Here is a 25,510-nt window from a genome sequence, read left to right on the forward strand (position 1 = left end):
CAGTAGCCCTTTACAGGGCGGTGCCCGAGGTCAGGGCAGCATTCGGCTAGAGATTCGTTTCCGGAGCGAGCAATCCTGCCGCGACGAGAAGAACGATCAGAAAGACCACGATTCCAGCAGCGCTAAAGATCCAGATGTTCCCGCGTTTGGTGCGAATTCCTTGATGGATGGCGAGACCGGCCGCAACAAGAAGAGCCACAATCACGGGTGCAAAAGCGGCAAGGCGCGGCATCGTCGTAATCGGGACAAGCGCATTTGCGCCGTAGAGCGCAAGCACAAGAGCGGGCAGACCGAGGCCGATCGACGCGATCGCAGCAAGCACGTTGAATCGCGACTGAGCGTCTGCTTCCTTGGAGCTCGAGATGCTGGTTGCCGACGAGATCAGGGATCGAATCGCGATGGACTCAGATTCCAAGAGGGAACGCATCGCGCCGCACTGGCGCATGGCGGCGTCGTGCATTCGCATCCATGTTCGTGTGGTCGCGGTCGCCGCTTCGGCGCAGCTGATGATTTTTGGCTCTTGCAGCACTCGGTAGGAGTGGTAAGCCTCCGGATCAGTTATGTACACCCAGAGACCCTCTCGTTCTGTCTCGCGGGCTTCGTCGGCTGTGCGCCCGCAGATGATGTTGAGTTGAAGCAGTGACGCAACGATTGTCGTGTGGTCGACGTCAGAGGCGTCTCCGGCGCTCGACCTGGCCAATTCGTGTTCGAGAAAGTACCGAATGTCACGAATGTCAGCAACAGACTCCCTGGACTTTTCGCACAGGTCTTTGGCGATGCCCGCGGCGACGTCCTCGCTCGATGCTTCAGCCAATGGCTTGCGGAAGGGCATGATCGATGAGATTAACGCGGAGGCGTTCGATAGCTTGTCGTCGCGGCTCAGGTCAACGACATCGAACGATCCCCGCGTGCCGTCTTCTTCTTTCCAGGCCGCTGCGACGGATGCTTCAAGAGATATCGTGTTTTGCGCATCCACGACTACGAGTGTTCGTCCGATGATAATCGTCCGGTTTCCCTCGGCTCCGAACACCGCGAGAAGCGGCGCGACGCGAACAACGCTCACTCCCGCCGCAGAGCCGGACGCGTCCACGCGAACTCTCTGCTCGAGTTCAGCGGTCGACGGTCGCCGCGCGCGTACGTCGATTTTGGCCAGAGGAAGCTGTGCGATACGACCGGCATGATTTCCAACGTGGCTCGACATGCTCACATCGTAGGGGAGCTCACATGCAGCGCGAGACCTGCGCCGGCCGGGCGGTGCCCGACCGGCCGCGCAGGCTAGTTCTGGGGGAAGCCGAGGTTGATTCCGCCGTGCGACGGGTCGAGCCAGCGACTCGTCACCGCCTTCTCACGGGTGAAGAAGTCGAAGCCGTGCACCCCGTAGGCCTTGTTGGAGCCGAAGATCGAGTCCTTGAACCCGCCGAACGAGTAGTACGCCACGGGAACAGGGATCGGCACGTTGATGCCGATCATGCCCACCTCGATCTCGTTCTGGAATCTGCGGGCGGCGCCGCCGTCGTTCGTGAAGATCGCGGTGCCGTTGCCGAACGCGCCGTCGTTGATCAGCGTGACGCCCTCCTCGTACGAGCTCACGCGCACGACAGAGAGCACCGGGCCGAAGATCTCCTCGGTGTAGGCGCGGCTCGACACGGGCACGTTGTCGAGGAGCGTCGGGCCGAGCCAGAAGCCTTCGGCTGCGCCGTCGACCTCGATGCCACGGCCGTCGACCACGACTGTCGCGCCATCGGTCGCGGCGATGTCGATGTAGCCAGCGACCTTGTCGCGGTGCGCCTCGGTGACGAGCGGACCCATGTCGCAGTTGCGTCGGCCGTCGCCGGTCTTCAGGCCCTTCATGCGCTGAGTGATCTTCTCGATGAGTTCGTCGGCAACAGGTTCGACGGCCACGACGACGGAGATCGCCATGCAGCGCTCTCCGGCCGATCCGAAGCCCGCGTTGATCGCGGCATCCGCCGTGAGGTCGAGGTCGGCATCCGGCAGAACCAGCATGTGGTTCTTCGCGCCGCCAAGGGCCTGAACGCGCTTGCCGTTCTTGGCCGCCGTCTCGTAGATGTACTGAGCGATCGGGGTCGATCCGACAAACGAGATGCTCTTCACATCGCGGTGCTCGAGCAGGCCGTCGACGGCCACCTTGTCGCCGTGCAGCACGTTGAGCACTCCGTCGGGCAGGCCGGCTTCGCTGAAGAGAGCCGCGAGCCAGTTCGCCGCCGAGGGGTCTTTCTCGCTGGGCTTCAGCACCACCGTGTTTCCGGCCGCGATCGCGATCGGGAAGAACCACATCGGCACCATCGCCGGAAAGTTGAACGGGCTGATCACTCCGACGACGCCGAGCGGCTGTCGCAGCGAGTACACGTCGACGCCCGTCGAGACGTTCTCGGAGTACTCTCCCTTGATCAGGTGCGGGAAGCCCGTCGCGAGCTCGACGACCTCGAGGCCGCGAGTGATCTCTCCCATCGCGTCCGAGAGGACCTTGCCGTGCTCAGAGGTGAGGATCTCGGCCAGCTCGGCCTTGCGCGACGCCAGCAGCTCGCGGAAGGAGAACAGCACCTGCTGCCGCTTCGTGATCGACGTGTCGCGCCAGCCGGGGAACGCTGCCTTGGCGCTCGCGACGGCCGCGTCGATCTCCGCCTGATCGGCCAGAGCGACCTGCTTCGTGACGACTCCCTGCGCGGGGTCGTACACGGGAGCGGTTCGGCCAGACGACGACGGGTACTCTGCGCCGTCGACCCAGTGGTTCACAACGGGCTGCTTCTCGGTGGTGTCGGTCATCGAACTGCTCCTCACGGTGATGGAGGGGCTACGGCCACGGCCGCCCCTGCAGTCACGCTACCGCTGAAACCGGCGCGATCGCACCGGAAAATGGTCTAGAAGACCCGTGTCGATGATGGCGGATGCCCGAGACGGTGAGTTCAGGATGCGCGAAGGGGAAGGGTCTCGATGTACGCGTCGGCGACAGCAGCGAGCTTCTCCCGCGAGGTGCCCAGCCGGCTCATCTGAATGAGGCCCTGCGAGACCAGGATGATCTGCGCCGCGAGCAGGTCGATGTCGACGGCGTCGATCTCGTTCGCCGAGACAGCTGCCTGGAGGCGGTCTGCGACCCGGCGCTCCATTGTGTCTGTCGTCGTGCGGCAGAGTGCCAGCACGCGCTCGTCTCTGCCACCGAACTCGGCGACGCTGTTGAGCATGAGACATCCGCGGCGACCCACCTGGTTGGCGCAATCGGCCACGATCACATCGAAGAACTCGCGGATCGACTCTTTTGCTAAGTGGCCGACCGACATGGCCGACGCCACGATGTCGATGCGCGTCTGGCAGTACGACTCGAGAATCGCGAAGAACAGATCGAACTTGCTGCCGTATGCGGCGTAGATGCTGCCGTTGCCGACCTTCGTCGCAGCAGAGATGTCGCCGATCGAGGTATTGGCGAAACCATTGCTCCAGAACAGCTCGCGGGAGGCAGAGCGGAGCACCTCATCGTCGAACTCACGGGTACGAGCCATCCTGGAAGTTTACCGATCCGCGGTCGGTCTCGATTCCGTCAGCCAGGGCGCAGTAACACGGTGTAATGTCCGCGACTGCTGCGTGCCTAAAATGAGGGGCATGTGGTCACACGCCGATTCGGGGAGCTCTGACCCCGCGGCGAGCCCTGCTCGTGCCACTTCTCCGGCATCCGGCGCCCGAATCTGCGCATCGTGCGCGACACGGTCGACCGACGCCGCCAACTTCTGCTCGCAGTGCGGAGCCGCGCTGCCGAGCGACCCGCAGACTCCCCGGGCCGAACGCCGCTACACCAGCATCCTGTTCGCCGACCTCGTGGGCTTCACCGAACTCGCCGAGCGCACCGACGCCGAAGACATCCGTGAGCTCCTGTCGGAGTACTTCGCCCTCTGCCGCCGCACCATCGAGTCGCTGGGCGGCGTGGTCGAGAAGTTCATCGGCGATGCCGTGATGGCGGTGTGGGGTGCCACCCGCACTCGCGAAGACGACGCAGAACGCGCGGTCCGTGCGGCCCTCGAGTTGACCCGCGCAGTCGGCGACTACGGCCGGGCATCCGGTTTCGGCGGACTCGCCGTGCGCATCGGCATCGTGACCGACGAGGTCGCGGTGGTACTCGGAGCGGCGGGCGAGGGCATGGTCGCCGGCACCGCCGTGAACCTGGCCGCGCGTCTGCAGGCGGCGGCGGCCCCGGCAACCGTGCTGACCGATTCGCACACCCGCACCCTCACCGTCGAACGCATCGACTTCGGGCGTGAGAAGCGCGTGGCCGTGAAAGGAATCGCCGAGGAGGTGCCGGCCTATCAGGCGCTCCGTGTCATCTCCGAGACCGGGTCGGGTGCGGCTCCCGCCGCCGAGATCCTCACCACACTGGTCGGCCGCGACGCCGAGCGCGACGTGCTCATCGCATCGTTCGACCGGGTCGTCGCCACGGGTCGACCGCAGGTCGCCGTCGTCTCGGCCGATGCCGGGGTGGGCAAGAGTCGCCTGGTGCTCGAGCTGCGCGACCACCTCGACTACGTGCCGATGGCCATCATGTGGCACTCGGCGCGCTGCCTCTCGTATGGCGAGGGTGTCGCCTACTCCGCGCTGTCGTCGGCCGTGCGCTCGCGCATCGGAGCCGTGGAAGGGGAAAGCCAGGCGGTGGCCATCGGGCGGCTGCGCACCAAACTCGCAAGCTGGGCGTCGGCGGGCGAGGCAGCTTCTGCAGACCTCGACTGGATGAGCGAGCGCCTCGCCCCGCTTCTGAGCGCCGGCGCGGAGAGTGCTCCGCTGCTCAGTTCGGGCTCCGCCGGGTATGGCCGCGACGAGTTCTTCGCGGCCTGGTCGCTCTGGTTCGAGCGGATGTCCGCCGGCGAGAACGCCCCCGTCGTCTGGGTGATCGAAGACGCCCAGTGGGCTGACGACGGCCTGCTCGACTTCGTGCGGCATCTGCAGCGCACGGTTCCTGCCCCCGTTCTGATCGTCATCGTCACGCGTCCGGAGCTACTCGACCGCCGCCCCGACGTGGGAGCGTGGGAGAACACCACGGTGCTCGACCTCGGCCCGCTCGACGACGAGTCGATCGTGGCGCTCATCGCGGGCCTGGCACCGGAGCTGCCCCGCGACATCCTGCGTCTTCTCTCGACGAGGGTCGGCGGAGTGCCCCTGTACGCGCGGGAGCTTCTGCGCAGCCTCGTCGACGACGGCCTGCTGCAGAACACCGACGGCGGTCTGCGGCTGGCCCCGGGAGTGACGGCCGATACGCTCGCGGTAGCCGAACCGCCGGCCAGCCTGCGCGTGCTCATCGCGTCGCGCCTCGACTCCCTCGAGGCGGGCGCGCGGCTCGTGGCTCAGCTCGCATCCGTGCTCGGTTTCTCGTTCTCGATGCCCGCGCTGGCGGCCGTGTCGAAGCGGCCGGTGCATGATCTCGCCGGTGATGTCTCGACGCTCGAGACCCGCGGCATCGTCATCTCGATCACCGACCCGCTGTCGTCGGAGCGCGGGCACTATGTGTTCAGCCACCCGCTGATTCGACAGGTCGCCTACGAGATGCAGTCGCGCAAGTCGCGCAGCGAGCGGCACCTGGCCACGGTCGACTTTCTCGAGAGTTCGCCAGACGAGGGCTCGCGGTCGGCCGCCGTCATCGCACAGCATCTCGTCGACGCACTGCAGCTGCAGACCGCTCCGTCGGCATCCACCGAACCTGCGGCACGACGTGCCGTGCACTGGCTGCTCGCCGCCGCCGATTCGGCCCGCCGCCTCGGCGCTGCGACCGCGGCTCGCCGACTCTACGAGCAGGCGATCGACGTGTGGCCGCTGGCGAACCCGGCCGGCCGCGACGCCGATGGGCGAACCGTGCGCGATCTCGAGGAGCTCGCGCGCGAGGTCGCCTCGACCTCGGTCACGGGCTGACCGCGACTACGAGCCGACGTAGCTCTTCAGCGCGGCGACGTCGGCGAGGGTCACGCGCCGGCCGTCGACGGTGATGCGTCCGTCGCGGGTGAGGGTGCGCAGCGCCGTGTTGAGCGACTGACGGGCGACTCCGAGCTGCGCGGCGATTCCGGCCTGGCTCATCGGCAGCTCGACGACGACCCGATTCGCATCGTGGCGCCACTCGGGAATGTAGGTCAGCAACAGTTTCGCCAGCCGTCGCGGCAGGTCGAGGAAGATGAGGTCGCTCTGGGCTCCCGTGAGCCGACGCACGATCGAGGCGAGCTCTTCGACCACCGACATCAGCGCCTCGGGCGAACTCGTCAACAGGCTCCGGATGCGGTCGGCCGGCACCGCGATCACCTCGGCTTCGTCGATCGACTCGGCCGTCGCCGAGCGCGCGAGGCCATCCATCACCGAGAGGTCGCCGATCGTTCCTCCGCCTTCGACCACCGAGAGGCCGAGCTCCGTGCCCTCGGGGGAGCGCCGCGCGATGCGGATGCGCCCGGAGCGCACGATGTAGAAGTGGGCGCTGGCCGTGCCCTCCTCGAAGAGCAGTTCACCGCGGGTGAGCGCCACCACGAAGCTGTGCGCGGCGAGTACGTCGAGTTGCTCGTCAGTGAACGGCGCCATCAGTGAAGCGCCGCGCAGATCGTAGATCGTTACTGCGGAGGCCATTGAGGCAGGGTACCAGCGCGGATCAGCGTATCCGCGCCGGTTGGGGGCATCGGCGCCCGGTCGACCGGCAGCGGATGCACCGAACGGGCGCGGATGCCGACGGCCGGGTCGCTACGCCGTGCTCAGGCTGAGCAGGCCCGCGAATTCCAGGTATTGACGGCCCGCGCGGCTGAGGTACGTGACCAGCGTGTGTCCGCACGAGCGGCAGAGCAGGATCACGCCGTCGTCGTCGCGCTCCACGATGGCCTCGCTCAGCGGTGCAGCCGAGCCGCAGTGCCGACACCTGCCGATCGCGGTGGTGATGTCGAGACGCAGGATCTCGCCGAGCGGACCGGCGGCGGCGTTGCCGTCGACCCGGGTCACGGGCACGTCTACCTGATGCGCGTGCTCGGGCATGTCATTTGCCTCCAAATCGCTCGGTCTTGATGCGCTCCGCCGGATGCCCCAGGTCGACGAGGATGCGCGCGACCGCCTCGACGAAACCGGTCGGCCCGCAGACATAGACGAGCGGGTTGTCGGCGACGGGCAGTGTGGACGCCTCGATGTCGGCGCGCGTGATGCGTGCCGCGGCGCGCGCGAACCCGACGGGCGCGGTGCGGGTGTAGACCCAGTCGAGGGCGAAGCTGTCGTCGACGAGCTCTGCGAGTTCTGACGCGTAGTACGCGTCCTCCGGCGCCCGAACCGAGTAGAGCATCCGGAATTTCGCCGTGCTCGCGGCGGCTCGATGAGCCCTCGCGATCGAGACGAGCGGCACGATGCCTGAGCCTCCCGCGATGAGCTGCACGGGCTCGGTCTGCGAGTCGCGCCAGACGAAGAAGTTGCCGAGCGGCCCGCGCACCTCGAGCATGTCGCCGGGTTCCACGTCTTCGACGAGATACGGCGAGACCTCACCATCGGGAAGCATGTCCACCGCGAGCTCGACGGTGGTGCCATCGCCGAACGACGCGATCGAGTACGACCGCACGGCCTGATAGCCGTCTTCAGCGGTGAGGCGCAGATCGAGGTGCTGCCCGGCCAGGTTGCCGGGCCACTCGGGCACGTCGAGAACGAGAATCCGGCCCTGCGGCGTGACGCGCATGGCCCGAGCCACCGTTCCTACAAGCCAGCCGGCGACGATCGCCACTACCAGTACCGCTGCTCTTTCCAGGGGTCGCCATACATGTTGTAGCCATTCTGCTCCCAGAATCCGGGGTCATCGTCGGAGTGCATGCGAATGCCGTGCACCCACTTCGCGCTCTTCCAGAAGTAGAGGTGCGGAACCAAGAGACGAGCCGGTCCGCCGTGCTCGGGGTCGAGCGGCTCGCCCTCGAACTCGAACGCGATCCAGGCCTTGCCATCGAGGAGGTCTTCGAGCGGCACATTCGTCGTGTACCCGCCGTACGACTCGACCATCGTGTACGCATCCGAGGTGTCGATGTCGGCGAAGAGCGTGTCGAGCGAGACGCCGCGCCATGTGGTGCCCAGCTTCGACCAGCGGGTCACACAGTGGATGTCTGTGTGCACGTCTTCGATGGGCAGCGCCATGAGCTGATCCCAGCTCCAGGTCGTCACCTGGCCTGACTCGGTGGTGATGCTGAAGCTCCAGTCGGCGGTGTCGATGCGCGGCGTGGGCCCGGCCGACAGCACAGGAAAATCTTCGGTGAGGTACTGGCCGGGAGGAAGCTCGGGGTCGGACTCGCGCCTGCGAGAGCCGAAACCGCGGGAGAAGACTGCCATGGTGTGCTCCTTAGTGAATTGCTCGGATGGATCGCGAACGCCTGTGTCGATTGTCCTCTAAATGCCGGCCTCGGCGCAGATAAAAGCTCATAGTCACGAGCACCTAACGCCGAATGGATGCTCGTGCGCGGCGCCGCATGAGGGTTCCGGCCGTGACGGTGGCCGCCAGAACCAAGGCCACGAACACGAGCAGCACGGGCGTCGCGGGCTCGAACGCCAGAGCGGCGCCCACGACGAGAACGGGGATCGCGAGGCCTGCGTAGGCGACGAGGAAGATGAGGGCGAGCGTCTCGCCCTTGCGCTTCGGATCGGCGAGCGAGACCGCGGTGCCGATGGCGCCCTTGAAGAGCAGGCCGACTCCGAGCCCCGCGACCACGCCGCCGCCGATGAACAGCACGATCTGGGGCAGCACGGCTCCGAGCGCCACGAGTACGAGACCGGTGCTGCACGCCACGATGGCGATGGTGAACTGTCGGTGCACGGCGACCGGGGTGAGAAGGATCTGCCCGGCGGCCGCGGCAGCGAAGACGGCGAACGAGGTGGCCCCAGCGAGCAGGTGGTCGCCGGCCTGGAAGGTCACGACGAGGAAGGTCGGGGCCAGCGAGGTGAAGAGCCCGAAGACGGCGAAGCCGGAGAAGGCGCCGAACGCTGCGATGATGAACGGCCGCTTCGCCCCCGGAGGAACCGAGAGCTTCTGCGGGTGATACGCGGGTCGCTCGTCGGGAACATCCACTGTCTCGGGAACGAGCATCAGCGCGACGGCTGCCACGATCAATACCAGCAGGAACACGAGGTGGGGAAGCATGAGCGGGTCGGGCAGGAACTCGGCGAAGATGCCGCCGATGAGGGGGCCGAGCGACAGGCCGCCGAGGTTGGCCGCGCCCGAGACGGATGCCGCCACCCCCGTGTTCTCATCGGGCCTCGCCGTCGCGCGCAGCTCACCGAGATGCGCTGTGGCCGTGGCCGTGAGCATGCCGATGCTCGCGCCGTTGATCAGGCGGGCGACGATGAGCCCGGGAACCTCGGGGAAGAGCAGGAAGAGGACGGCCGACAGGGCGGAGATCAGCACCGCGACCACGAGCACGCGGCGACGCCCCAGCCAATCGCTCACGTGCCCCGCAAGGTACAGACTCACGATCACGCCGACCGCGTAGGCCGCGAAGATCATCGTGATCACGAAGGCCGGAAAACCGTCGCGCTGCTGGTAGAGCGGGTAGAGCGGGGTGGGAACGGTCGAATACGCCATCACCAACAGAAAGGTGACGGCGACGATCCAGAAACCTGCACCGTGTCTAACGGTGGGGATGCTACGGGGCATGGAATAGACGCTACCGTCGGCGACCGCAGTCGGAACAACCGTCGGCCGGGTCTTCGACGAATGTCTAGTGCGCATCAGCGACTCGCCTCATACGTTCGAGGCATGACGAACCCCACAGGATCACGACACGTGAGTTCGCTGCTCGACGGCGAATCCCAGCACAACAGCGAGCTCGGCTCGATCACGCGCCTCACCGCCGACACGTTTCCCATTCTCAAGGGCCTGTCGATCAAGCGCCTCGTACTGCAGCCTGGCAGCATCCGCGAGCCGCACTGGCACGCCAACGCCGACGAGATCGGGTACTGCCTGGGCGGCTCCGTGCTCATCTCGATTCTCGACAACGGCAGCAGCTTCTCATCGTTCACCATCGAGGCCGGCCAGATGTTCGTGATCGACTCCGGTTCGCTGCACCACATCGAGAACATCGGCGACGTCGAGGCCGAGATCGTGGTCGTGTTCTCACACGAGAGACCAGAGGACTTCTCGCTGCAGGCCGCCTTCGGCACCATGTCGGATGCCGTGCTCGGCAATACCTACGACCTCGAGGCATCCGCATTCACGCCTCTCGTTCGTGACACGACAGCGCGTGACATCGTCAAGCGCACGGGGCCGGCTGTCGTTCCCGATACGGCGGGCTTCAACAACCCGCACAAGTTCGACGTCGAGGCGCAGAACCCGCCGCTGCAGCATCCCTATGCTTTCGTGAAGCTCGCCCGCAGCCAGTTCTGGCCCGCGCTCGAGCACCTCTCGATGTACTCGCTGACCATCGAGGATACGGGTATGCGGGAGCCGCACTGGCACCCGAAGACCGCCGAGATGGGCTACGTGCACAAGGGCAATGCGCGTATGTCGATCCTCGACCCCGATGGCACTGTCGACACCTACCTTCTCGGACCCGGCGACGTGTACTTCATCCCCAAGGCCTATCCGCATCAGATCGAGGTCATCGGCGACGACGAGATCCACTTTCTGATCTTCTTCGACCAGCCCACCCCGGGTGACATCGGATACCGGGCCTCGGTGTCGGCGTTCTCGCGCCCCGTGCTGGCCGCCGCGTTCAACGTCGACGAGGGCACGCTGCCCGTGTTCCCGTTCACGCCCACCGATCCTCTGCTGGTCGCCAAGAGCAACCCGACCGACCCCGTGTGATCGACGACCGAGCGCACACATCCGAACCCTCGAAAGAAAGCAGCACCATCATGACCGACGCCACCGAACCCCTGCACGTGAGCCAGCACCACCGCACGACCCTCGAGCACATCGAACGCCACCCGACGACGCACAATCTCGAGTGGAACGACGTGATCGGCCTGCTCGACGAGATCGCCGAGGTGCGCGAAGAGCACGATGGAAAGTTCGTGGTGAAGCTGGGCGAGGGGCGCATCGTGCTGACGAAGCCCAAGCACAAAGACGTCGACGAGCAGATGGTGCTCGACCTGCGTCACCTGCTGCACAACGCGGGATACAACTCCGAGAAGAAGTAGGTGCAACCGCGGCACCTCCCTCTGCAGGCGGAGGTGCCCCGGCGCGGCGTTCGCTAGCGTGAGTACTGTGACGAACAGCAGGCTCGATGCACTCGACGACGGATGGCTGCGCCCGCGGCCGTCGCGACGCGAGTATCGCGCCGACGTGATCTTGGCGATCGTCATCTTCGCGCTGAGCCTCGGCAGCCTCGAGCTCTACGATTCCGCGGGCTTCTACGCGGCCCCGGCACCGCCCTGGCTCGGCGTGGTCATGATGCTCCTGCAGAGCGCACCCCTCGCGTGGCGCCGTCGCTATCCCCTCTCCGTTCTGGTCTTCAGCGCGGCCGTGTTCATGGCCGTGCAGATCCTGCACGTGCCGGAGGTGCTGTTCAGCAACATCGCCTTCTTCATCGCCATGTATACGGCGGGTGCCTGGAGCAGGAACCGTCGGCTCGCGATGGTGTCGCGACTCCTGGTGATCGTGGCCATGTTCGTCTGGCTCTTCAGCGCACTGCTGGGCGCGGCGTTCTCTGCAGCCTTCGCCGATATGGATGTCGTGGGCTCGGTCTCGCCGGCGCTCGCGGTCGGTCTCGTCACGGTCGTGCAGAACCTGCTCTACTTCGGCGGCGCCTACTACTTCGGCAGCAGAGCCTGGGTCGCCGCTCGCGAGCGTGCCGCCCTGCAGGACCGCACCGTGCAACTCGCCGAAGAGCGGGAGCGCACGGCCGCGCAGGCCGTGTCGCTCGAGCGCCTGCGCATCGCCCGCGAGCTGCATGATGTGGTCGCGCACCACGTTTCGGTGATGGGGGTGCAGGCGGGCGCGGCCCGACGGGTTCTGCAGCGAGATCCACAGCAGGCGGCCGAATCGCTCTCCGCGATCGAGTCGAGCGCGCGCGAGGCCGTCGACGAGCTGCATCGCATGCTCAGCACGCTGCGCGACGACAGCAGCCCGAGCAGCGGCACATCCGGGCCCGCAGACGAGCCGAGCACCCATGGGGTCGAGCAGCTTCGCGACCTCCTCGACGACGCCCGCTCGGCGGGCCTCGCCGCTCAGCTCACCGTGGTCGGTGAGCCTCGCCCGCTGTCAGCGCTGGTCTCGATCACCGTCTATCGTGTGGTGCAGGAGGCGATCACCAACGCCATCAAGCACGCCGGCCCGTCCGCCGCTATCGATGTTCGGCTGCGCTACCGCGAGCTGTCGGTCGAGGTCGAGATCACCGACTCCGGGGGCACTCCCTCGCGCGGCGCCGGGCAGGGCTCCGGGCTCGGCATCGTGGGCATGCGCGAGCGCCTTTCTGCGGTGGGCGGCACGCTCGAGGCCGGACCCCGCGCGCGTGGCGGCTACCTCGTGCGCGCCGACATTCCGGCAGGGGCGGCGCCGACGGCGGCGTCGACAACACTCACGGAGGGCAGCGTTCGATGACGACGATAGACGGCTCCGAGCCGCGCGACGACGCCGAGATCCGCGTGCTGCTCGTCGACGATCAGGATCTGCTGCGCAGCGGCATCCGCATCATCCTCGAGAGCGAGCCGGGCATCGTTGTGGTGGGCGAGGCGCGCGACGGACACGGCGCCCTCGAGCGCATCAGGCAGGTGTCTCCCGATGTCGTCTGCCTCGACGTGCAGATGCCCGGCATGGACGGGCTCACCGCGACGCGCCTGATCACGGCCCTCGAGCATCCGCCCGCCGTGCTCGTGCTCACGACCTTCGACCGCGACGACTACCTCTTCGCCGCACTGGAGGGAGGCGCGAGCGGCTTCCTGCTGAAGAACAGCACGCCCGAGCAGCTCGTCGACGCAGTGCAGATCGTGGCGCGCGGCGACGCGCTGCTGAGCCCGGACGTCACGCGGCGCGTCATCGAGCGCTTCGCGCAGCGCCACCGCGGGGTGGGCGCCTCGGCCGAAGATCAGGCGTCGGATGCCACGGGCTCGGCCGCGGCATCGGCGCGCACTGCGGCCGCCGCGAGGGTCGCAGAGCTCACCGCCCGGGAGCGCGACGTTCTGGGATTCGTGGCACGAGGAATGAGCAACGCGGAGATCGCATCGGAGCTGTTTCTGGGGGAGGCGACGGTGAAGACCCACGTCTCCAAGGTGCTGCAGAAGCTCGGCGTGCGCGACCGCATCCAGGCCGTGGTGTTCGCCTACGAGCACGGCATCGCGGTCCCTCGCGCCTGACCGCCTCGCAGTCGTCTCCGTCTGGGGGTGGAGAGCGCGCGGATGTGCGCGCGGGGGCGCCCACCTCTCGGGGGATGTGCGCGTGCGAGGCCGTCTTTAGCGTGGAGGAAACGGAAGGAATCTCCATGCTGCAGATCGACGGAGTCACCAAGCGCTACGGCGACCGCACCGCTCTCGATGCGGTGAGCTTCGAGGTCGGCGACGGCCGACTCACCGGATTCGTGGGCGGCAACGGTGCCGGCAAGACCACGACGATGCGCATCATCCTCGGCGTGCTCAGTGCCGACTCCGGAGTCGTGCGCCTGGGCGGTTCTGCGCTGGGGCCCGATGACCGCCGACGGTTCGGGTACATGCCCGAGGAGCGCGGCCTCTACGCCAAGATGAAGGTGGCCGAGCAGCTCGTCTATCTGGCCCGACTGCACGGGGTTTCTCGCCGTGACGCCGAAGCGAGCACCACCGATCTGCTCGAGCGGCTCGAACTGGCCGAACGCCGCGACGACACCGTCGAGAGCCTGTCGCTCGGCAACCAGCAGCGCGCGCAGATCGCGGCCGCGCTGGTGCACTCGCCCGAGGTGCTCATTCTCGACGAGCCGTTCTCCGGGCTCGACCCGATGGCCGTCGAGACGGTGCTGGGCGTGCTGCACGACGTGGCGAAGCAGGGCGCGCCCGTGCTGTTCTCGTCGCACCAGCTGGATGTCGTCGAGCGGCTCTGCGACGACGTGGTCGTGATCGCGCACGGACAGATCAGGGCAAGTGGTTCGAAGCAGAAGCTGCAGGACGACAACGCGGTGCGGCAGTTCGAGCTGCTCGTCGCATCCGATGCGGCCTGGGTGCGCGAGATGCCGGGCGTCACCGTTCTCGACTTCGACGGTGGCTACGCCCTGTTCGAGGCCGACGACGACGAGGCCGCCCAGGGTGTGCTGCGACGCGCGCTGCAGCAGGGGGCCGTCGCGAGCTTCGCGCCGAGACACCGAACGCTCACCGAGATCTTCACGGAGGTCGTGAAATGACCATCACCGATACCCGAGCTCACACCCGGGCCAACACCTTCGCCCAGAGTGCCATGCTCGTCGCCGACCGCGAGGTGCGGATGCGCCTGCGCAGCAAAGCGTTCATCGTCTCGTCGGCGATCCTGCTGCTCGCCGTCGTCGCCTCGATCGTGGCCGGAAGCATCTTCGGCGCATCCGCCTCGAGCGCCATGACCCGCGTTGCCGTGGTCGGAGACGGCGCGGCGCTCGCCCAGGTCGCGTCACTCGAGGTCACCACGGTCGGCAGCGTCGACGAAGCGGAGCGGCTCGTTCGAGCCGGCGACGTCGAGGCCGCGATCGTTCCGGGCGACGGGCCCACCGGCCTCCAAATTGTGGCTCTCGACGAGGCGCCCGGCGATCTCGTACAACTGCTGAGCGCGAGCCCGGAGGTCACACTGCTCGAACCTGCCGACCAGAACTCCGGGCTGGCCTATCTGGTGGGGCTCGGTTTCGGCATCGTGTTCTTCATGGCGGCGACCCTCTTCGGAACGACCATCGCTCAGAGCGTCGTCGAAGAGAAGTCGACCCGGGTCGTCGAGATCCTCATGTCGGCGATCTCGGCTCGCGCCCTGCTGGCGGGCAAGGTGATCGGAAACACGTTCCTCGCGTTCGGCCAGATCGTGCTGATAGCGGCGGCGGCGATCGTGGGGCTCGTGGTCACCGGTCAGGATGCGCTGCTCGGCGACCTGGGGCCCTCGATCGTCTGGTTCGTGGTGTTCTTCGCCGTGGGCTTCGTGCTGCTGGCCGCGCTGTTCGCATCGGCGGCGGCGCTCGTCTCCCGTCAGGAGGACATCGGATCGGTGACCACGCCGGTGATGATGCTCGTGATGATTCCGTACTTCTTGATCGTGTTCGCGTGGGACAACGACCTGGTGCTCACGATCATGTCGTACGTGCCGTTCTCGGCCCCGATCGGGATGCCCATGCGCATCTACCTCGGAACGGCCGAGTGGTGGGAGCCGCTGCTGTCGTTGCTCGTCATTCTCGCGACGACCGTCGTGGTGGTGCTCTTCGGCTCGAAGATCTACGCGAACTCGTTGCTGCGCACGGGTGCGCGGGTGAAGGTGCTCGAGGCGCTGCGCGGCTAGGGCTCCGTTCCCTGAGCCTGTCGAAGGGCCGCCCTACCTACCGCGGCGGGCGATCGCCGCGATGAAGCCGCCGACGAACGTGTCACCCAGGCCGATGGTGGTGGGCCGCGCGACCGTGAGCAGAAAGGCCGGTACGCAGCAGACCTCGGTGCCGAGTCGGTTCCGGATGCCGCGGGCGAAGTCGGCGCCCAGCGGGTTGACGGGCAGCAGCCCCGTCTGCTCGTAATTGCGCTCGGTGAAGCCGTCGCCGCGCACGTAGCGCGTGCTGGCCATCTGGATCGCGCCGCGAAGCGCATCCTCGTAGTCGGCGGTGCGCTCGCCCAGCGCGAGTGACCAGAACTTGGTGTGCACGACGAGCAGCGCGGCAGGAATCAGCTCGTGCAGCTCGCGGAGCGCCACGGCCATCTCGTCGACGTCGAGCAGGTCGAGGGTCCTGCCGACATAGGCCTGCATCTCGTCTTCGTTCATGCTGTAGACGTCGATGCGCTCGAGCAGTGCCTCACGCACATGCCGACTGAGCGCGGGAACGTGAAAGCCCGAGTCTTCGTAGAACACCAGCGCGTTCGCTGGGAGCCGGGCCAGGTGTCGACGCATGTCGTCGAGCCGCTGCAACAGCGACTCCTCGCTCTGCATGCTGTTGAACCCCGAGATCATGAACAGCTCGGCCCGTTCGAGGCTCGCCCCGAGCTCGTCGCTGAGCACGAGCTCGGCGTTCGGAGGATCGTTGGCGAAGATCACCCGGTTGGCGTGGGGTGAGCGCAGTTCGAGTTCCCCGACGCGAACGCGGCTGCCCTCGACGAACTGAACGATCAGATGGGGGTCGAGCGTGTCGCGCTGGGCGCTCGAGATGTAGGCCGAACCGCGGGGGAGGAGCCTCCGCACGTTGTCGTCGATGCTGACGAGGTGCAGCGTGCACGGCACCCCGACAGCCTCCATCGCATAGGCCGCACGCACGCCCGTTCCGCCGAGGGTGATGCGCTTGTCGAAGCGGGCCGCGAACTGCTCGACGGTGCGGGAGGAGGCGACGAATCGTTCTCCACCCGCACCGTCTTTCACGAAGGCGAGCAGTGCGATGAGCAGGTCGCGTTCGCTGCGGATCGCGATGAGGCGAGAGAGCTCCGACGGCTGGATGGCGTACTCCAGAACGAGGTCGTCGATCACTCGGGAGTCCCAGACGATCTCGTAATCGACCGTTCCGCCGAGGCCCAGTACGAGCTTGTCATTCATCGCGATGTCGTGTTCCTTAGCTGAAAGGGCGGGCTCTTCGATCAGTACAGTGTGGCCTTGCCCGCGGCGTTGAACAGGTCGATCTTCTGGGCGGCCGTCTCTTTCATGGCGGCGATCGACGGCGGCTGGATGGTGTTGGGCTCGCGCACGCTCGCGTCGGCCAGCACCTCGCGCATCTTGTTGTGGTAGCTCGCCTTGATGTCGGAGGAGATGTTGATCTTGTTGACTCCGAGCTTCACGGACTCGCCGATCTCGCCGTCGGGGTTGTTCGATCCGCCGTGAAGAACGAGGGGGATGTTGACCTTCGCTTTGATGCGCTTGAGCAGCTCGAGCTTGAGTTCGGGCTTCATGGTCGCGGGGTAGATGCCGTGGCTGGTTCCGATGGCGATGGCCAGGCTGTCGACGCCGGTCGCTTCGACGAACGTCACGGCCTCGTCGGGCTCGGTGTAGATGATGGATGCGGCACCGTCTTCGGCCTCGTTGTCGGTCTTGCCGATCGTGCCCAGTTCTCCCTCGACCGAGACCCCGACGGCATGTGCGGTGTCGACGACCTTCTTGGTGATGGCGATGTTCTCGTCGAACGGCAGCATCGAGCCATCGATCATGACCGAGGTGAAGCCGCTCTGGATCGCGAGCAGCACCTGCTCGTAGCTCGCCCCGTGGTCGAGGTGGATGGTCACCGGAACGCTCGAGCGGTTCGCCCGGGCGATGATCGCGTGCAGAACGTCGGTGCCGATGTGGCTCAGCTCGTCGGGGTGGATGGCGATGAGCAGTGGCGACTGCTTCTCTTCGCTGATCTCGAAGAGACCGTTCATCATGGCGTAGTCGCTGACGTTGAACGCCGGCACCGCGAAGTTGTTCGCGTTGGCGACGTCGAGAAGGTCTTTTCCGGATACGAGCATTGTGGGTGTTCTCCTTGTGTTGTGGTGAGGCAGTGTTGTCGTGAGAAGAGGGGCTGAAAGGGGGTCAGCTCTTGACGGCGCCGGCGGTCATGCCGCCGATGAAGTAGCGCTGGAAGAAGAGGAAGAGGATGAGCACGGGGATGCAGCCGAGGATGCTCATCGCCATCATTTCGTTCCACTCGTAGGAGTTCTGACCCATGAGCAGCTGGATGCCGATGGGCACCGTGCGCATGTCCTCCGTGCGGGTGAGCGTGAGGGCGAAGAGATACTCGTTCCACGCGATCATGAACGTGTAGACGCCCACCGAGACGATGCCGGGAATCGAGATCGGCACCAGGATGCGCCAGAGCACCGTGAGTGGGCCGGCCCCGTCCATGCGGGCCGCCTCGTCGAGCTCCTTCGGCAGCGTGTTGAAGTAGCCGGTCATCATGATGATCGCGTAGGGCAGCGTGAACACCAGATAGGTGAGGATCAGACCCTGGTAGGTGTTGTAGAGACCCAGCACCACCATCAGGCCGAAGAACGGGATCAGCAGCGTGATGGGCGGAACAGCCTGGATGCTCACGATGATCATGTTGATCGGGCGCTTGCCCTTGAACTCGTAGCGGCTGAACGCGTACGAGGCGAGGATTGCCACGAGCAGAGTGAGCGCCGTGACGGCCAGCGAGACGACGTAGCTGTTGATGAAGAAGCGCACCTTCGTGGGGTCGGTGAGGATCGTGATGTACGCGTCGAACGAGAAGTTCGACGTGATCAGCTGCGGTGGGTAGGCGAAGATCTCGGTGTTCGGTTTGAACGAGCTCGAGGCCATCCAGAGGATCGGGAAGGCGGCGAATGCCGCGCCCGTCAGCAGCAGCAGGATGATGACGACCTTGGCGAGCCGGTCTTTCGGCCGGCGCCGCGGCTTCTGGGCGGGCGCGCGCCGCGCGGCATCCGGTGTCGTGCGGGTAGCCGGACTCTGTTTCTGGGCGAATGTCGTCATGTCAGTCACGCGCTTTCTGGTGACGCACGTAGAAGAACGCCAGCACCATGGTGAGAAGGAGGATGAGCACGGCGCTCGCAGAGGCGACGGAGAACTCGTAGCGGCTGAAGGCGAGCTTGTAGGTGTAGGTGCTGAGCATCTCCGTGACGTTCACGGGGCCGCCGCCGGTCGTCATCCAGATCAGAGCGAACTGCTGCGAGGTCCAGATGATGTCGAGCACGCTCATGCTGATGATGATCGGCTTCAGCTGCGGCAGGGTCACGTTCCAGAAGCGCTGAAATGCGGATGCGCCGTCGACCCGGGCCGCCTCGTACAGATCGGCGGGCACGCCCTGCAGACCGGCGAGGAGGGTGACCATGTAGAACGAGTAGCCGGCCCAGATGTTGATGAAGGTCACGGCGAGCAGGGCGGTGTCGGGAGACGACAACCACTCGATGCCCTTGTCGGTCAGACCGAGCGAGATGAGGACGTAGTTGATGACGCCGTTCGGGTTCAGCATCAGGCGCCAGAGCACCGCGATGATGGCGACCGTGAAGAGCCACGGCAAGATGTAGACGACTCGGAAGAGCGCCTTGGTGACGTTGCCGACGAGCGGCGAGTTCAGCAGCATCGCGAAGCCGAGGCCCAGAAGCAGATGCGCAGCGACGCTGACCAGCGTGAAGAAGAGTGTGTTGCCGGTCGCGGTGCGGAACACCGGGTCGCTCAGAACCTCGACGTAGTTGTCGATGCCGACGAACACCGGGTTCTTGTTCGTGATGACGTTGTCCATGAACGAGTAGCCGATGACCATGATCACCGGAATGAGCATGAGCACGAGCATCACGATGACGGTCGGCGAGAGGAACGCGTAGGGAGTCAGCTTGCGTGCCGTGGGCGCCCACCCGGAGGTGCTGCGCTTCGTGCTGCCCGGTCTGACGACGGTGTGAGTCGAGGCCACTGCAGAAGCCTTTCTGTGAGGGTGGGTGGCCGCGCCGCGGGAACCTCTCTGCGAGGGGTCCGCGGCGCGGCCGTCAATCGACGGGTGTTTGTGGGGCGAGGGGGCTAGAACTCCCCGACCCACGCATCCTGGGCCTTCTTGAGGCCGTCGTCGACCGACTCGTCTCCCTGCAGAATCGCCTGCAGCTGCTCGTCGAAGAGACGCATCAGCTGTTCGGCCACGGGCAGTCCGACGAACTCGTTGGCGGGCTTGCCCTCGGAGTAGATGTCGAAGGCCTGCTTGAACAGCGGGTCGCTCGATGAGAAGTCGGGCACGCTCTTCGTGTTGCCGGGGAACGCGTTCGCGAGCGTCGACAACTCGGAGTTCGTCTTCTCGTTCATGAGGAACTGCACGAGCTTCCACGACTCGGCCGGGTGCTTGCTGCTGGCAGACACGCCCACGCCCCACGAGGCATAGGGGATGCCGCGTTCGCCCGTGAATCCGTCTTCTGCGGGTATGGCGGAGATGCTGAACTTGAGGTCGGGGTTGGACTTTCGGATCAGATCGATGTGCGACAACGAGTCGATCATCATGCCGACTCGACCGTTGGTGAACTCCTCGACCTTGTCCTGCTCCTTCATCGTGGCCGAGCCCGGTGCGATGACGCCCGCGTCGTTCAGACCCTTGATGTACTTGACGGCACCGGTGACGTCGTCGTTGGTGACGTCGGGCTTGCCGTCTTTCAGCATGGTTCCGCCCGACGACCAGACCCACGACATCACGTCGTTCTGGATGCCGTTGGGCGCCTCGGACGAGAGCGGCAAAACCCAGCCGCTCGTGTTGTCTCCGAGCGCAGTCACGGCTTTTGCGGCCGTCTCGAATTCGGTTCGGTTCGACGGGGGCGTGGTGATGCCTGCCTTCGCGAGCAGGTCGTCGTTCGTGAAGAGAGGGTAGACGAAGTTGACCACGGGGATCATCTGCGTCTTGCCGTCGACCTTGATGGTCGAGGCGAGCTCGCTGTCGTCGTACTTCGCGTCTTTCATCAGAGTGCTGAGATCGGCGAGCGCGCCCTGCTTGGCGAAGTCGCTGACCCACGCGCCGTCGAGGCCGACGACGTCGGACATCGTGCCCGCCGCCGCTCCGGCGAAGAGCTGCTCTTTGGTCGAGGCATAGGGGCCGCTGAGCAGCTTGACCTTGATGCCCGGGTTTTCTGACTCGAAGGTGTCCATCAGAGTACGCAGCGCGCCATCGGGCAGCTCCGGCTCCCACCACTGAGCGAGTTCGATGGTGACGTCGCCACCCGAGCTCGAGTCGTCGCTTCCGGCGCCGGACGAGCAGCCGGTGATGAGGGTGAGGGCCGCTGCGGCGGCCACAGCTGTGGTGACGCCTCTTCTAAAACGAGCTTCTTTGCTCATGTCTCTCCTATGAGATGCGGGATCGTGCTGTTGAATGCGCTTTTGTGCGCCTTATCGTTGCGACAGTAGTCGCTTGGGTGGTTTAACGCAAGTAAACGCATAGCCGTGCGTACTTGTGCGATTTATCTGATCGTCTTAGGGTAAATGTCTCGTCGTTGGGCAGCGGCTTGCAGGTTTCTGCAGTGTTCTGCTACAAATCAGACGTGGCCGACTCCTCCTTTTCCTCAGACGGCGACGACCAGCCCCTCCGGCTGCCGGCCGGACGCAAGGCGGATCTCGCCGCGTATGTCACGGAGGTCGGCGAGGTCACGGTGTCTGCGTTGGCGGCTCGATTCGGCGTTTCTGCCGATACCATCCGGCGAGATCTCGATCAGCTCGACGCCGATGGCTTTCTGGTGCGCACGCACGGTGGCGCCGTGAGCATTGCGGTGATGCCGTCGACCGAGAAGAAGCTCGACGTGCGGCTCCGGTTGCAGCGGTCGGCAAAGGAGAAGATCGGCGCCCTGGCGGCAGGCCTCGTCGAGAACGGTTCCGTCGTCATGATCAATGCCGGCACCACCACGCTCTCCGTCGTGCGGCATCTCGAAGACCATCGCGAGTTGACGATCGCCACGAACAACCTGCGTATTCCGACCGAGATCTCGCCCAAGATCTGCCGCGATCTGTATGTGTTCGGCGGCGCCGTGAGGTTGAGTGGGCAGGCCACGATCGGACCGATCGGATTTCAGTTCTCGGATTCGGGGAACGACCTCGATCTGCACTGCGACCTCGCCCTGATCTCTGTCGGGGCAGTCTCTGCCGAGAGCGGATTCTCGACCAGCAATCTCGCGGAAGCGATGATGATGAGCGAGATGATCTCGCGCGCCTCGAAGGTTGCCATCCTGGCCGACTCCACCAAGTTCGACCGGCGACTCTTTGCGCAGGTGGCCGATCTGGCCAGCGTCGACTACCTCGTGACCGACGTCGCCCCACCCGCAGATCTCGCTGACGCGCTCCGCAGGAACGGTGTCAAGGTTCTTCTGCCGTCGAGCGTTTCTGGCGCAGAATAAGAACATGAGCAGCTTCAACGATCAGATCATCGAGGAGTTCCGCGCCAACGGTGGTCATGTCGAGACGGCGGGGTTCGGAGACAAGCTCATCCTGCTGCACACGCGGGGTGCGCGCACGGGCGAGGACCGGGTCGCGCCCACCATGGCGCTCCGCGATGAAGACTCCTGGCTCATCTACGCGTCGAAGGCCGGTGCGCCCGAGCATCCGGCCTGGTACTTCAACCTGCTCGAGCATCCCGAGATCACGATCGAGACTCCGCACGGTCTGGTCGAGGTGACGGCCCACGAGCTGAAGGGCGACGATCGCGACACTGCCTGGCGTCAGATCGTGGCCGTCGCACCCGGCTTCGGGGACTATGAGGCCAAGGCGGCGCCTCGCGTGATCCCGGTCTTCCGGTTGACTCCGCGCTAGCGCTCGAGCGCAAGCCCCATGTGACAGCGTGCGGCTGGGCTGGCACACTCGAGGCATGAGAATGAGCTCCCGTCTTGCGCGTCGCATCCGGTCGGGCGGTCTCGTCGTCGCCGCCGGTGCGACCGTTCTCGTTCTCCTGGGCGGGTGTGCAGCATCCGAAGCCCCGGCCGCGCCACAGACGTCGTCGGTACCCGTGGCCTCGGCCCCGCCGACGGTCCCGAGCGATCCGACGCCCGCCTTCGCTCAGCTCGAGCAGGAGTTCGGCGCGCGCCTCGGTGTCTATGCGCTCGACCCGGCCACGCGGGCCGAGGTCTCCTACCGTGCCGACGAGAGGTTCGCGTATGCCTCGACGTTCAAGGCGCTCGCGGCCGGCATCCTGTTGAAGACGGTGCCCGACGACCAGCTCGACGAGATCGTCAGCTATGACTCGAGCCAGCTGCTGCCGAATTCGCCCGTTACCGAGGAGAACGTCGACGAGGGCATGACGCTTCGCGCGGTGGCCGAGGCCGCCGTGCGGTTCAGCGACAACACCGCGGGCAACATCATGCTCGAGCGTCTGGGCGGGCCCGAGGGCTTCACCCAGGCATTGCGCGAACTCGGTGACACCACGACCAGCTCAGATCGCATCGAGACGGAGCTCAACAGCGCGATTCCGGGAGACGTGCGGGACACGACCACCCCCCGAGCGTTCGCGCTCGATCTCGCGACGCTGCTCACCACCGACGCGCTGGGAGCAGCGCAGCAGGCGCAGCTCATCGACTGGATGACCGGCAACGCCACCGGCGCCGAGCTGATCGCTGCTGGCCTGGATGCCGGATGGTCGGTCGCAGACAAGTCGGGCGCCGGGGCATACGGCACACGCAACGACATCGCCCTTCTGTGGCCTCCGAGCGGTTCGCCGATCGTGCTCGTCGTTATGTCGAACCGTTCCACAGAAGATGCCGACTACGACAACGCGCTCATCGCACGCGCCGCGGAGGCCGCTCTGGCCGGTCTGGGCTACTGAGCGGGCGCCGCTACGCGACCGGCTCGCCCTGCCAGGTCTCCACGTGCCATCCGGCGGCGGGACTGCCGGTGAGCACCACGATGCCGGTGTTGTCCAAGCCGTGCGTCGACGTGAAATCGGGGCCGAGGTTGTCGGCCCGGCCGGCCACCCACACGCGGATCGCGGCGTCGTGGTCGACGATCGCGACCGTGTCGCCATCCGGCCGGTCGCTCGACGGTGTCTGATGGGCCTGCCAGATCTCGGCGATGCCGCGGTCGAAGCGCTCGAAGAAGTGGTCGCCGCTGAAGCCTCCCGGAACGGCGGCGGTGAAATCGCCCTGTGCCCAGACCGTGAACGGCTGCGCGTAGGCCGACATGGCCTCGAGGTCGGCGCGGTCTTCGAGGTCGCCCGCTTCGATCTCGTGGATGCCCTCGATCACGGTGATGGGCAGGCCGGTCACGCGCGACAGGGGCTCGGCCGTGAGCTGGGTGCGGCGAAGAGTGGATGCGTAGAGTCCGTCGAGAGGCACGTCACGGAGGGCGTCGGCGAGGGCCTCCGCCTGCTCCCGGCCGCGAGCCGTGAGGTCGGGGCCGGGCTGCGTCGTCGACAGGATGCCCGACTCGTTCGCAGTGGACTCCGAGTGCCGTATGAGGAGGATTCGAATCGAGGAGTTCCCTACTGAATTCGATGTGTGCGACATAGACTCAGCCTAGCGATGCCCCTCGTTTCGGGGCACACGATCAAAGGAGATCCGCATGGCATCAAACAGAGCAGTCGCATACAAAGGACCGGGCGAAGTCGAGGTCATCGACATCGACTATCCCGTCTTCGAGCTGAAAGACGGCCCCGGGGTGAACCCCGCCAATGTCGGACGCAAGGTGCCTCACGGAGCCATCATCCGAACGATCGCCACGAACATCTGTGGTTCGGATCAGCACATGGTGCGCGGCCGCACGACCGCCCCGGTGAACCTCGTTCTCGGACACGAGATCACGGGTGAGGTGGTCGAGGTCGGGCCGGGCGTCGAGTTCATCAAGGTCGGCGACATCGTGAGCGTTCCCTTCAATATCGCGTGCGGTCGCTGCCGCAACTGCAAGGAACGCAAGACGGGCATCTGCCTCAACGTGAACCCCGACCGTCCGGGCAGCGCCTACGGCTACGTCGATATGGGTGGCTGGGTCGGCGGTCAGGCCGAGTTCGTCCTGGTCCCGTACGCCGACTGGAATCTGCTGAAGTTCCCCGACCGCGATCAGGCACTCGAGAAGATCATGGATCTGACGATGCTGTCCGACATCTTCCCGACCGGATTCCACGGAGCGGTCACGGCCGGCGTCGGAGTCGGATCGACCGTGTACGTCGCGGGCGCCGGCCCCGTCGGTCTCGCGGCGGCGACGAGTGCGCTGCTTCTCGGGGCCGCTGCCGTCATCGTCGGCGACTTCAACGACGATCGCCTGGCGCAGGCGCGCAGCTTCGGATGCGAGACCGTCAATCTGGGTGCCGGTGAGCTCGTCGACCAGATCGAGCAGATCCTCGGCGTTCCCGAGGTCGACTGCGGTGTCGACGCCGTGGGCTTCGAGGCCAGAGGTCACGGCGGCGGCGAGGCGCCCGCGACGGTGCTGAATTCGCTGATGGATGTGACCGCGGCCGGTGGTGCTCTGGGGATTCCGGGACTGTACGTCACGGGTGACCCGGGCGGAGTCGACGAGGCGGCGCAGAAGGGCTCGCTCAGCCTGAGCCTAGGCACCGGATGGGCGAAGTCGCTGTCGTTCACGACCGGTCAGTGCCCCGTGATGAAGTACAACTACGGCCTCATGCAGGCGATTCTGCACGACCGTGTGCACATCGCCAAGAACGTGAACGCGAAGGCGATCTCGCTCGACGACGCACCCCGCGGCTACGCGGAGTTCGACGCGGGAGCGGCTACGAAGTACGTGCTCAACCCGAACGGCTACCTCGACGCGGCGTAGTCGGCTGCGCTGATCGAGTAGGCCGCCCGCGGCCGTCTGCGCTGATCGAGTAGCCGCGCGACGAAGGAGCCGGCGTATCGAGATCACTGACTCAGTGGTCTCGATACGCTCGTTCCTCGCTACTCGACCGGCGCATCCTGAAGCCTGGACGCGCTGATCGAGTAGCCGCGCGACGAAGGAGCCGGCGTATCGAGATCGCATCCGGAATGGTCGGGAATAGTTCTTCCGCATGCCGCGTTCTCACTCACATATATGCAAACGCATAGA

25 protein-coding genes are annotated in these 25,510 nt (G+C 65.9%); 11 read left to right on the plus strand and 14 right to left on the minus strand.

What is annotated here, in order from left to right; translation table 11 throughout:
- Positions 1–46: 46 nt before the first annotated feature.
- From CCK87_RS10625 to CCK87_RS10635, 3 genes are all read right to left on the minus strand, one after another.
- Positions 47–1,201, minus strand: coding sequence for a hypothetical protein (locus tag CCK87_RS10625; protein ID WP_086461424.1), 1,155 nt, complete (start codon positions 1,199–1,201; stop codon positions 47–49).
- Between the two features lie 74 nt (positions 1,202–1,275).
- Entirely contained in the window at positions 1,276–2,784 is a 1,509-nt protein-coding gene (locus CCK87_RS10630) for a CoA-acylating methylmalonate-semialdehyde dehydrogenase (RefSeq protein WP_086461425.1), read from the minus strand.
- 140 nt (positions 2,785–2,924) lie between these two features.
- Positions 2,925–3,515, minus strand: a complete 591-nt coding sequence (locus CCK87_RS10635) for a TetR/AcrR family transcriptional regulator (protein ID WP_086461989.1) — start codon at positions 3,513–3,515, stop codon at positions 2,925–2,927.
- A 100-nt stretch (positions 3,516–3,615) separates the two neighbouring features.
- Here CCK87_RS10635 and CCK87_RS10640 point away from each other — a divergent pair, with 100 nt between their 5' ends.
- A complete protein-coding gene (locus CCK87_RS10640; RefSeq protein ID WP_170927247.1) occupies positions 3,616–5,904 on the plus strand; it encodes an adenylate/guanylate cyclase domain-containing protein in 2,289 nt (762 codons plus the stop codon).
- Positions 5,905–5,910: 6 nt separating this feature from the next.
- Here the strand turns inward: CCK87_RS10640 and CCK87_RS10645 are convergent, their stop codons facing one another.
- The 5 genes from CCK87_RS10645 to CCK87_RS10665 form a co-directional block, all read right to left on the minus strand.
- The gene (locus tag CCK87_RS10645; RefSeq protein ID WP_086461427.1) at positions 5,911–6,600 is read right to left on the minus strand and encodes a Crp/Fnr family transcriptional regulator; all 690 of its coding nucleotides are present in this window, start codon (positions 6,598–6,600) and stop codon (positions 5,911–5,913) included.
- Between the two features lie 111 nt (positions 6,601–6,711).
- The gene (locus CCK87_RS10650; RefSeq protein WP_086461428.1) at positions 6,712–6,996 is read right to left on the minus strand and encodes a DUF6510 family protein; all 285 of its coding nucleotides are present in this window, start codon (positions 6,994–6,996) and stop codon (positions 6,712–6,714) included.
- A 1-nt stretch (position 6,997) separates the two neighbouring features.
- Positions 6,998–7,723, minus strand: a complete 726-nt coding sequence (locus CCK87_RS10655) for an FAD-binding oxidoreductase (protein ID WP_349289994.1) — start codon at positions 7,721–7,723, stop codon at positions 6,998–7,000.
- The gene (locus CCK87_RS10660; protein ID WP_085484121.1) at positions 7,723–8,316 is read right to left on the minus strand and encodes a sulfite oxidase-like oxidoreductase; all 594 of its coding nucleotides are present in this window, start codon (positions 8,314–8,316) and stop codon (positions 7,723–7,725) included. The genes CCK87_RS10655 and CCK87_RS10660 overlap by 1 nt, the downstream gene beginning before the upstream one ends.
- A gap of 103 nt (positions 8,317–8,419) precedes the next feature.
- The gene (locus tag CCK87_RS10665; RefSeq protein WP_086461429.1) at positions 8,420–9,634 is read right to left on the minus strand and encodes an MFS transporter; all 1,215 of its coding nucleotides are present in this window, start codon (positions 9,632–9,634) and stop codon (positions 8,420–8,422) included.
- A 102-nt stretch (positions 9,635–9,736) separates the two neighbouring features.
- On the opposite strand from CCK87_RS10665, the gene CCK87_RS10670 reads away from it, so the two are divergent.
- The 6 genes from CCK87_RS10670 to CCK87_RS10695 all read left to right on the plus strand — a co-directional run bounded on the left by CCK87_RS10670 (position 9,737) and on the right by CCK87_RS10695 (position 15,388).
- Entirely contained in the window at positions 9,737–10,783 is a 1,047-nt protein-coding gene (locus CCK87_RS10670) for a cupin domain-containing protein (protein ID WP_086461430.1), read from the plus strand.
- Positions 10,784–10,833: 50 nt separating this feature from the next.
- The gene (locus tag CCK87_RS10675; RefSeq protein ID WP_140162818.1) at positions 10,834–11,118 is read left to right on the plus strand and encodes a type II toxin-antitoxin system HicA family toxin; all 285 of its coding nucleotides are present in this window, start codon (positions 10,834–10,836) and stop codon (positions 11,116–11,118) included.
- Between the two features lie 67 nt (positions 11,119–11,185).
- Positions 11,186–12,520: a sensor histidine kinase gene (locus CCK87_RS10680; RefSeq protein WP_249273846.1), complete on the plus strand. Its 1,335-nt coding sequence runs from the start codon at positions 11,186–11,188 to the stop codon at positions 12,518–12,520.
- Complete coding sequence (locus CCK87_RS10685; protein WP_086461432.1) at positions 12,517–13,272, plus strand: response regulator transcription factor; 756 nt, start codon at positions 12,517–12,519, stop codon at positions 13,270–13,272. The genes CCK87_RS10680 and CCK87_RS10685 overlap by 4 nt, the downstream gene beginning before the upstream one ends.
- Positions 13,273–13,397: 125 nt before the next feature.
- Positions 13,398–14,282 (plus strand): ATP-binding cassette domain-containing protein, encoded by an 885-nt coding sequence (locus CCK87_RS10690; protein WP_086461433.1) that lies wholly within the window; start codon positions 13,398–13,400, stop codon positions 14,280–14,282.
- The gene (locus CCK87_RS10695; protein WP_086461434.1) at positions 14,279–15,388 is read left to right on the plus strand and encodes an ABC transporter permease; all 1,110 of its coding nucleotides are present in this window, start codon (positions 14,279–14,281) and stop codon (positions 15,386–15,388) included. The genes CCK87_RS10690 and CCK87_RS10695 overlap by 4 nt, the downstream gene beginning before the upstream one ends.
- Positions 15,389–15,421: 33 nt before the next feature.
- Here CCK87_RS10695 and CCK87_RS10700 read toward each other — a convergent pair whose 3' ends face one another.
- The 5 genes from CCK87_RS10700 to CCK87_RS10720 form a co-directional block, all read right to left on the minus strand.
- On the minus strand, positions 15,422–16,615 hold the full coding sequence (locus CCK87_RS10700) for an ADP-dependent glucokinase/phosphofructokinase (protein WP_086461435.1): 1,194 nt from the start codon (positions 16,613–16,615) through the stop codon (positions 15,422–15,424).
- 41 nt (positions 16,616–16,656) lie between these two features.
- Positions 16,657–17,517, minus strand: coding sequence for a ketose-bisphosphate aldolase (locus CCK87_RS10705; RefSeq protein WP_086461436.1), 861 nt, complete (start codon positions 17,515–17,517; stop codon positions 16,657–16,659).
- A 64-nt stretch (positions 17,518–17,581) separates the two neighbouring features.
- On the minus strand, positions 17,582–18,499 hold the full coding sequence (locus tag CCK87_RS10710) for a carbohydrate ABC transporter permease (protein ID WP_086461437.1): 918 nt from the start codon (positions 18,497–18,499) through the stop codon (positions 17,582–17,584).
- 1 nt (position 18,500) lies between these two features.
- The gene (locus tag CCK87_RS10715; RefSeq protein ID WP_249273847.1) at positions 18,501–19,436 is read right to left on the minus strand and encodes a sugar ABC transporter permease; all 936 of its coding nucleotides are present in this window, start codon (positions 19,434–19,436) and stop codon (positions 18,501–18,503) included.
- A 104-nt stretch (positions 19,437–19,540) separates the two neighbouring features.
- Positions 19,541–20,830, minus strand: a complete 1,290-nt coding sequence (locus tag CCK87_RS10720; RefSeq protein WP_086461438.1) for a sugar ABC transporter substrate-binding protein — start codon at positions 20,828–20,830, stop codon at positions 19,541–19,543.
- 203 nt (positions 20,831–21,033) lie between these two features.
- On the opposite strand from CCK87_RS10720, the gene CCK87_RS10725 reads away from it, so the two are divergent.
- From CCK87_RS10725 to bla, 3 genes are read left to right on the plus strand one after another with little or no spacing between them, the layout of a single operon-like run.
- Positions 21,034–21,879 carry a DeoR/GlpR family DNA-binding transcription regulator gene (locus tag CCK87_RS10725; RefSeq protein ID WP_086461993.1) on the plus strand — a complete coding sequence of 282 codons (846 nt, stop codon included), beginning with the start codon at positions 21,034–21,036 and terminating at the stop codon, positions 21,877–21,879.
- A gap of 4 nt (positions 21,880–21,883) precedes the next feature.
- Complete coding sequence (locus CCK87_RS10730) at positions 21,884–22,291, plus strand: nitroreductase/quinone reductase family protein (protein ID WP_086461439.1); 408 nt, start codon at positions 21,884–21,886, stop codon at positions 22,289–22,291.
- Positions 22,292–22,346: 55 nt separating this feature from the next.
- The gene (bla, locus tag CCK87_RS10735) at positions 22,347–23,297 is read left to right on the plus strand and encodes a class A beta-lactamase (RefSeq protein WP_086461440.1); all 951 of its coding nucleotides are present in this window, start codon (positions 22,347–22,349) and stop codon (positions 23,295–23,297) included.
- 10 nt (positions 23,298–23,307) lie between these two features.
- Here bla and CCK87_RS10740 read toward each other — a convergent pair whose 3' ends face one another.
- Positions 23,308–23,976: a histidine phosphatase family protein gene (locus tag CCK87_RS10740; protein WP_249273848.1), complete on the minus strand. Its 669-nt coding sequence runs from the start codon at positions 23,974–23,976 to the stop codon at positions 23,308–23,310.
- A 55-nt stretch (positions 23,977–24,031) separates the two neighbouring features.
- On the opposite strand from CCK87_RS10740, the gene fdhA reads away from it, so the two are divergent.
- The gene (gene fdhA / locus CCK87_RS10745; RefSeq protein ID WP_085484151.1) at positions 24,032–25,243 is read left to right on the plus strand and encodes a formaldehyde dehydrogenase, glutathione-independent; all 1,212 of its coding nucleotides are present in this window, start codon (positions 24,032–24,034) and stop codon (positions 25,241–25,243) included.
- Positions 25,244–25,510 lie beyond the last annotated feature (267 nt).

This window comes from Agreia sp. VKM Ac-1783 (assembly GCF_900177765.1).
GTDB lineage: Bacteria > Actinomycetota > Actinomycetes > Actinomycetales > Microbacteriaceae > Agreia.